General features: G+C 53.3%; 1 protein-coding gene. It reads left to right on the top strand.

What is annotated here, in order from left to right:
• Positions 1-88: 88 nt before the first annotated feature.
• Positions 89-321: antirestriction protein ArdA (locus PG722_RS14015; protein WP_442867864.1), on the top strand; the 233-nt coding region annotated here is incomplete at its 3' end.

The following is a 321-nucleotide window of genomic DNA, read 5'->3' as shown; positions in this document are numbered from 1 at the left end:
ATCTATGAGGTGCTGGCTGACCGGGCCGGAAAGGAGGAATAAGCCCATGTTTGAAGCCTATATAACCAATACAGCCCTGTACCCCTTAATGGGGATCGAGGTAGGGACAACGGTACATTTCCCCACGACGACACAGGAGTTGCAGGCCGCCCTTGCCAAAATCGGGATAGATGGGAAACGGTACAGCGAAGTGTTCTTTACCAGCTTTGACAGCGATGTGCTGGGGCTCTACGATCATCTCTACGAATGTGAGAATATCGACGAGCTGAACGAGCTGGGCCACGCTCTGCTGGAAGTACGGGATAAGGGCGGACTGGAAAC

The organism is Butyricicoccus sp. OF27-2pH9A (assembly GCF_027693185.1).
In the GTDB taxonomy this organism is placed as follows: domain Bacteria; phylum Bacillota; class Clostridia; order Oscillospirales; family Butyricicoccaceae; genus Agathobaculum; species Agathobaculum butyriciproducens.
Note: the sequence above shows the minus strand (reverse complement) of the source record. Positions and strands in the feature narration are given on the sequence as shown.